This window comes from Streptomyces sp. MB09-01, from assembly GCF_033794505.1.
Taxonomy (GTDB): Bacteria; Actinomycetota; Actinomycetes; order Streptomycetales; family Streptomycetaceae; genus Streptomyces.
In genome coordinates this window covers 1-6,721 of record NZ_JARAYQ010000352.1, presented here as the reverse complement: position 1 = coordinate 6,721, position 6,721 = coordinate 1, and the positions used below count along the sequence as shown (strand labels likewise).

General features: G+C 71.9%; 4 protein-coding genes and 1 pseudogene. 3 read left to right on the top strand and 2 right to left on the bottom strand.

Going from position 1 to position 6,721, the window contains the following annotated elements:
• The first annotated feature begins 608 nt into the window (after positions 1-608).
• Together PV721_RS39450 and ptsP are read left to right on the top strand one after the other, a co-directional pair.
• Positions 609-1,058 (top strand): PTS glucose transporter subunit IIA, encoded by a 450-nt coding sequence (locus tag PV721_RS39450; RefSeq protein WP_319733091.1) that lies wholly within the window; start codon positions 609-611, stop codon positions 1,056-1,058.
• A 78-nt stretch (positions 1,059-1,136) separates the two neighbouring features.
• On the top strand, positions 1,137-2,807 hold the full coding sequence (ptsP, locus tag PV721_RS39445) for a phosphoenolpyruvate--protein phosphotransferase (protein ID WP_319733089.1): 1,671 nt from the start codon (positions 1,137-1,139) through the stop codon (positions 2,805-2,807).
• Between the two features lie 69 nt (positions 2,808-2,876).
• On the opposite strand, the gene PV721_RS39440 is transcribed toward ptsP, so the two are convergent.
• Together PV721_RS39440 and PV721_RS39435 are read right to left on the bottom strand one after the other, a co-directional pair.
• A complete protein-coding gene (locus PV721_RS39440; RefSeq protein ID WP_319733087.1) occupies positions 2,877-3,782 on the bottom strand; it encodes a hypothetical protein in 906 nt (301 codons plus the stop codon).
• Between the two features lie 69 nt (positions 3,783-3,851).
• Entirely contained in the window at positions 3,852-5,828 is a 1,977-nt protein-coding gene (locus PV721_RS39435) for an acetoacetate--CoA ligase (protein WP_319733085.1), read from the bottom strand.
• A 221-nt stretch (positions 5,829-6,049) separates the two neighbouring features.
• Between PV721_RS39435 and PV721_RS39430 the strand changes: the two are divergent.
• A pseudogene (locus tag PV721_RS39430) lies at positions 6,050-6,721 on the top strand (glycosyl hydrolase); the annotation flags it as partial.

Here is a 6,721-nt window from a genome sequence, read left to right as displayed (position 1 = left end):
CCTCATCCACCGAAGTGGACGGGGTATCAACTTCTGGCGTTGATTTTTGGCACGCTGTTGAGTTCTCAAGGAACGGACGCTTCCTTTGTACTCACCCTCAGCTACATTCGCTGGGGCTTTCCTCCGGGCTTTCGTTCTGTGTTCTTGCGTTTCCGACTCTATCAGACTCTTTCGGGCCCGATTTCCTCGGTGCTTTCCAGTTCCTGCGCTTTCACGCTTTCCCTTTCCGGCCATTCCGACTCTATCAGCGATTTCCCGGCTCTCTGGCCACTCGCCGTATTACCGAAAAGGCATACGAAAAGACGGACGGAGGCACGATCGTTGATGAAGAGGAGGAGTCCCGTCCATCTGCCGTTCGCGAGAAGTTCACGCGGGGCGTCCTGGCGGGAGTCACGACAGTACAGCCCCCGTGGTGCCCAAGCAAATCGATTCAGGCGTATGGTCTAGTCCACCGGTCTAGTCCACTAGTCTCCGTGCCGAAGGGCCAGCCCGGATCGGGACCTACATCGGGCGAACCCGAACATCAAGTGACATATCCTTCAGACGAGTACGCCGTTCGCGACAGGCAGTGACGGCGACACGATGAGCCCCACCCCTGGGAGGCCCCCATGACCAGCGTGACGTCCCCACTTGCCGGGATCGCCATCGGACTCGCGGCAGTGCCCGATCCGGTGTTCTCCGGCGCGATGGTGGGTCCGGGCACCGCTATTGATCCCGTGCGCGAGCCCTCGGAGGCGGTGTCCCCCGTCGACGGTGTGGTCGTCTCCCTGCACCCGCACGCGTACGTAGTGGTCGACAGCGAGGGGCACGGCGTACTCACGCACCTCGGGATCGACACGGTTCAGCTCAACGGCGAGGGCTTCGAGCTGCTCGTGAACAAGGGTGACACCGTGACCCGCGGCCAGGCCGTCATCCGTTGGAACCCCGCTGCGGTCGAGGCCGCCGGCAAGTCGCCCATCTGCCCCGTCGTGGCGCTCGAGGCGACGGCCGATTCCCTCGGTGACGTCGTCGAGTCCGGCGACGTGAAGGCCGACGACGCCCTCTTCAGCTGGCGGTGACCTCCCGCCCGTCATGGGCGAGTGAGTCGGACATCCACCGCGGCGGCACGGCCCGCCGCTCAATCGGAGACGGGTGAAATGGAGACAACGCTGCGAGGCGTCGGCGTGAGCCACGGTGTGGCGATCGGCGAGGTGCGGCACATGGGCACGGCGGTCCTGGAGCCGCCGGCCAGGCAGATCACGGCGGACGAGGCGGAGCGCGAGCAGGGGCGCGCCCGTCAGGCGGTGAGTGCTGTGGCGGCCGATCTGATCGCGCGTGGCCAGCTGGCCGGTGGCGAGGCCCAGCACGTGCTCGAGGCCCAGGCGATGATCGCCGAGGACCCCGAGCTGATGGCGGACGTCGACCGGCGGATCGCCGTCGGCAGCACCGCCGAGCGGGGCGTGTACGACGCGTTCGCCGCCTACCGCGATCTGCTCGCGGGGGCCGGCGAGTACATGGCCGGCCGGGTGGCCGACCTGGACGACGTGCGCAACCGCATCGTGGCGCGGCTGCTCGGTGTGCCGATGCCGGGCGTGCCCGACAGCGACGAGCCGTACGTGCTGATCGCGCGGGACCTGGCACCCGCCGACACGGCGCTGCTGGACCCGGCGCTCGTCCTCGGATTCGTGACCGAGGAGGGCGGGCCGACCAGTCACAGCGCGATCCTCGCGCGGGCGCTGGGCGTACCGGCGATCGTGGCGCTGCCGGGTGCCGGTGAGATCGCCGAGGGCACGGTCATCGCGGTCGACGGCAGCACCGGTGACCTGTTCGTCGAGCCCACCGCCGAGAAGCGGGCCGAGCTGGAGGCGGCGGCCGCCGAGCGCAGGGCGGCCCTCGCCGCCTCGTCGGGTCCGGGTGCGACCTCCGACGGTCACAAGGTGCCGCTGCTGGCGAACGTCGGCGGTCCCGCCGACGTGCCGGCGGCCGTCGAGGCGGGCGCGGAGGGTGTGGGTCTGTTCCGCACCGAGTTCCTGTTCCTGGACGACAGCAAGAAGGCGCCGTCCGAGGAGAAGCAGATCGAGTCCTACCGCAAGGTGCTCGAGGCGTTTCCCGAGGGCCGGGTCGTCGTGCGGGTGCTGGACGCCGGCGCCGACAAGCCGCTGGACTTCCTGACTCCGGCCGACGAGCCGAACCCGGCGCTGGGCGTCCGCGGGCTGCGGTCGCTGCTGGACCACCCGGACGTGCTGCGCACGCAGCTCACCGCGCTGGCCAAGGCGGCCGAGGGGTTGCCGGTCTACCTCGAGGTCATGGCCCCGATGGTCGCCGACCGCATCGATGCCAAGGCCTTCGCTGACGCCTGCCGCGCGGCGGGCCTCAGGGCCAAGTTCGGCGCGATGGTGGAGATCCCCTCCGCCGCGCTCCGGGCGCGCTCGATCCTGCAGGAGGTCGAGTTCCTGTCGCTGGGTACGAACGACCTCGCGCAGTACGCCTTCGCCGCGGACCGGCAGGTGGGTGCGGTGTCGCGGCTGCAGGACCCGTGGCAGCCGGCGCTGCTCGACCTCATCGCCATGTCGGCCGACGCGGCCAGGGCCGAGGGCAAGAGCTGCGGTGTCTGTGGTGAGGCCGCTTCGGACCCGCTGCTGGCCTGTGTGCTGACGGGTCTGGGTGTCACCTCCCTGTCGATGGGTGCCGCGTCGATCCCGTATGTGCGGGCGACGCTCGCGAAGTACACGCTCGCCCAGTGCGAGCGTGCCGCGGCGGCCGCCCGGGCGGCGGACAGCGCCGAGGAGGCCCGTGTGGCCGCGCAGGCGGTGCTGTCCGGCGAATAGCCGGCCGGATCGTCGTTCCCCGAGGGGCTCTCGCCGTGGGCGAGGGCCCCTCGGTCGTCCCGGGCCCATCTAGTGGTGGGGGCCCGGGGTGTCCACGTCGTACCCCGGGCAGTATTCGACGCCCGGTTCGGGGGCGACGGGCTCCCCCGTGTCTGCGTCCGTGCAGTAGGCGTTGAAGACGGCGGCGGCCGAGAGTGCGACGAGTCGGCCGCGGTCCAGGCGCCAGCCGTGGACCCGGTCGCGGTGGTCTTCGCTGGTGCTCCGCACCACCAGTCCCCCGGGCCCGCCCTGGGCGAGCCCGGCTGCCAGGACCGTCACGAAGTCGAGGCCTTCGCGGCCCTCGATGCGGGGCGGGGTGTCCGGGTCCTCGGTGGTCTCCGCGTGGAGGACGGCGACGAGCTGTTCCGCCTCGGTCGGGATGCTGCAGACGAAATGGTGGTGGCCGGGTCCGGCGCCGGCGAGGAGGCGTTCGAGCGCGTCCGAGGCGCGGTCGAAGGAGGCGCGGCCGATGTCCTCGCCGCAGTCCGCGCAGCGGCCGATTCCGGCGAGCAGGGTGGTGGCGTACTCCCAGGTGGCCTGGCGGACCGCCTCGTCGAGGAGGAGCGGGACGATCTCGTCGACGGGCTGGCCGGTGTAGGGCAGGACGGCGCTGCCGCCGCCGAGCTCCGCGGTGAAGCGGGTGCGGGTCTCGGCCGTGTCGGGGTCGAGGCCGTGTTCCCCGCAGTACTCGGCGTACTCGTCGGGGTCGAAGAGCGCGACGGTGGTGTGGATGCCCCGGGCCGCGAGGGCCCGGAGCAGGCCGTCGACGTGGCGGAGGTACTCGGCGTAGTCGGCGGGGTGGTCGAAGGTGAAGCTGCGGTAGCCGCACATGGCCGCGAAGTCCCCGGCGTCGGCCAGCAGGCCGAGGGTGCTGGGGACCTCGCGGCGCAGCGTGCGGCGCCTGTCCGTGTCGTGGTCGTTCTTGCGCGGTGGCATGGCTCCCCCTGAGTGATGCGGTCTTCTGCTCACTCAGAGTAATTATCACCACTGACAGTGACGGTTTCGTCAGCCGCGGGTGCGGGCCAGCTCCTCGTAGAAGTGGAGGAGGTCCAGATTGTCCACGGAGCCCGGGTTGACCGCCTTGGCCAGGGGCGCGCCCTGGAGGAGGCGCTTGACCGGGACCTCGATGCGCTTGCCCGTGAGGGTGTGCGGGATGCCCGGGACCTCGATGATCTCGTCGGGGACGTGGCGCGGGGAGAGTTCCTCGCGGATGGTCGCCTTGATCCGGGCGCGCAGGTCCTCGTCGAGGGTGGCGCCGGGGGTGAGGTGCACGAAGAGCGGCATCCAGTACCCGCCGTTCGGCTCCTCCAGCCCGATGACCAGGGACTCCTTGATCTCGGGGAGCCGCTCGACGGCCTCGTAGATGTCGGCGGAGCCCATCCGGACGCCCTGGCGGTTGAGGGTGGAGTCGGAGCGGCCGTGGATGATCACCGAGCCGTGGTCGGTGATCGTGATCCAGTCCCCGTGGCGCCAGACCCCCGGGAACATCTCGAAGTAGCTGTCGCGGTAGCGGCTGCCGTCGGGGTCGTTCCAGAAGTGGATCGGCATGGACGGCATCGGGTTGGTGACGACGAGCTCGCCGACCTCGCCGGTGACGGGCTTGCCGGACGGGTCCCAGGACTGCAGGTCGGTGCCGAGACAGGCGGCCTGGAGCTCGCCGATGTGGACGGGGAGCGTGGGGACCGCGCCGGCGAAGCAGCTGCAGACGTCGGTGCCGCCGCTGACGGAGGCGATCCAGAGGTCCTCGGCCACCTCGTCGTGGAGCCAGCGGAAGCCGTCGGGCGGGAGCGGGGAGCCCGTGGTGGCCACGCACTTCACGGCGGAGAGGTCGAAGTCGCGTGCCGGGTGGACCTCGGCCTTGCGGCAGGCCATGACGTACGCGGCGGAGGTGCCGTAGAGGGTGGCCTTCGTCCGCTCGGCGATGCGCCACTGGGCGCCCGTGTCGGGGTAGCCGGGGCTGCCGTCGTAGAGGACGACCGTCGTACCGGTGAGCAGTCCGGAGACGAGGAAGTTCCACATCATCCAGCCGGTGGAGGTGTACCAGAAGAACCGGTCCTCCGGCCCGAGGTCGCAGTGCAGGCCGAGCTGCTTGAGGTGTTCGAGGAGGATGCCGCCCTGGGACTGCACGATGGCCTTGGGCAGGCCCGTCGTACCGGAGGAGTACAGCACCCACAGGGGGTGGTCGAAGGGGACCGCCTCGAAGACCGGCTCGGTGTCGGCGGCGGTGAGGGCGGACCAGTCGAGGGCGCCTTCGGGGGCGGGCGTGCCGAGGAGCGGGATGTGGACGACCGCGCGCAGGGAGGGGAGCTCGGCGCGGAGTTCGGCGACGGTGTCGCGGCGGTCGTGCTCCTTGCCGCCGTAGCGGTAGCCGTCCACGGTGAACAGGACGACGGGCTCGACCTGCTGGAAGCGGTCGAGGACGCTGCGGGCGCCGAAGTCGGGGGCGCAGGAGGTCCAGACGCCGCCGACGGCGGCGGTGGCGAGGAGGGCGACCGTGGCCTCGGGGATGTTGGGGAGGTAGCCGCTGACCCGGTCGCCGGGGCGTACGCCGAGGGCGCGCAGTTCGGCGGCGAGGGAGCCGACCTGGCGGCGGAGCTCGGACCAGCTGACCGGGGTGACCTCGTGGGTCTCGTCCACGTACAGCAGGGCGGCATCGCCGGCGCGGGCCGGGTCCTCGGCGGCGCGCAGGGCGTGCTCGGCGTAGTTGAGGGTGGCTCCGGTGAACCAGCGTGCGCCCGGCATGGAGCGGTCGGCGAGGACGGATTCGTACGGGGTGGTGAAGCGGACGTCGAACCATTCGGCGACGGCCTGCCAGAAGGTGTCGAGCTCGTCGACGGACCAGCGGTGCAGGGCGGGGTACCCCCCGTCGGCGGGGGCGCCGAACCGGGTCGCGGCCCAGGCCTGGAAGGCGGTGATGCGGGCCGCGGCGATCCGGTCGGGGCCCGGTGCCCAGAGGGGTTCCGGCTGCGTGGCTGAGGTCATGGGTCGGCTCCCGGTCAAGTCTGCGGCTCGCGCTTCGTGTGCGTACGGTGCCATCGCGCGGGGGGTGTACGCGCGGCGGCTCACAGGGACGATGCCATGTGATCGACCGCTGCACCAGGGCCGTCCTGGCCGGTCGGGTGACCTGCGGAGGGTGCCGCTGCCGGGTGAACGGCAGTTGAACGCAGTCCCCTCGGCCGGGGGGCGGTGGCAGGGTGAGCGGCATGAACGGTCGTGATCTGGTGCGTGCGGTGAAGGACATCGGTACGGAGCGCGGACGGCGCGCCTGGCTTTCGGCCTGGCGCCACCGGCGCGCGGACACGGTGGGGCTCCCGCGCCGGGGCGCGGAGCGGGCGCGCGTGCCGGGGCTGCTGACCGGTACGGAGCCCTGCCCGGGCGGGGGTGTACTGCGGTTCGCGCGCTCGGAGCTGCTGGTACGGGTCATGGCGGGCGGCGCGGTGTTCTGGGGCTGGGACGGGGCCGGGCCGACGCCCTCGTACGCGGTGGTGGGCGACGGGCCGGAGCCGGATCCGCGGGCCGTGCTCGAGCCGGACACCGGGGGCGGCTGGCGGGTGGTCTCGGAGCGGGTGACGGTGGCGGTGTCCCGGCACGGGGCGGTGGAGGTCCGCACCCCGGGCGGGACGGTGCTGCGGCGGGAGGCGCCGCCGCGGTGGTGGGAGCCGGTGCCGGGGCCCCTCGCCGGGGAGGGGACGGGTGGGGACGGGGCGCCCGGGGCCTCGACCGTCGGGGAGAGGACGGCGGCGGACGGGACCTCGGTGGACGGTGCGGTCGGGCACGCGGTGGCCGGGGACGGTTCCGGCGGGGACGGAGCGGCCGGGGACGGAGCGGACGGAACCGGCGGGCGTGGAGCGGGCGGGCACCGGACGGCCGCAGAT

Excerpts from the sequence above, each read along its gene's own strand:
- PV721_RS39435 (WP_319733085.1), bottom strand. The coding sequence starts at position 5,828 with ATGACCTCAGCCACGCAGCCGGAACCCCTCTGGGCACCGGGCCCCGAC.
- PV721_RS39450 (WP_319733091.1), top strand. The coding sequence starts at position 609 with ATGACCAGCGTGACGTCCCCACTTGCCGGGATCGCCATCGGACTCGCG.
- ptsP (WP_319733089.1), top strand. The coding sequence starts at position 1,137 with ATGGAGACAACGCTGCGAGGCGTCGGCGTGAGCCACGGTGTGGCGATC.
- PV721_RS39440 (WP_319733087.1), bottom strand. The coding sequence starts at position 3,782 with ATGCCACCGCGCAAGAACGACCACGACACGGACAGGCGCCGCACGCTG.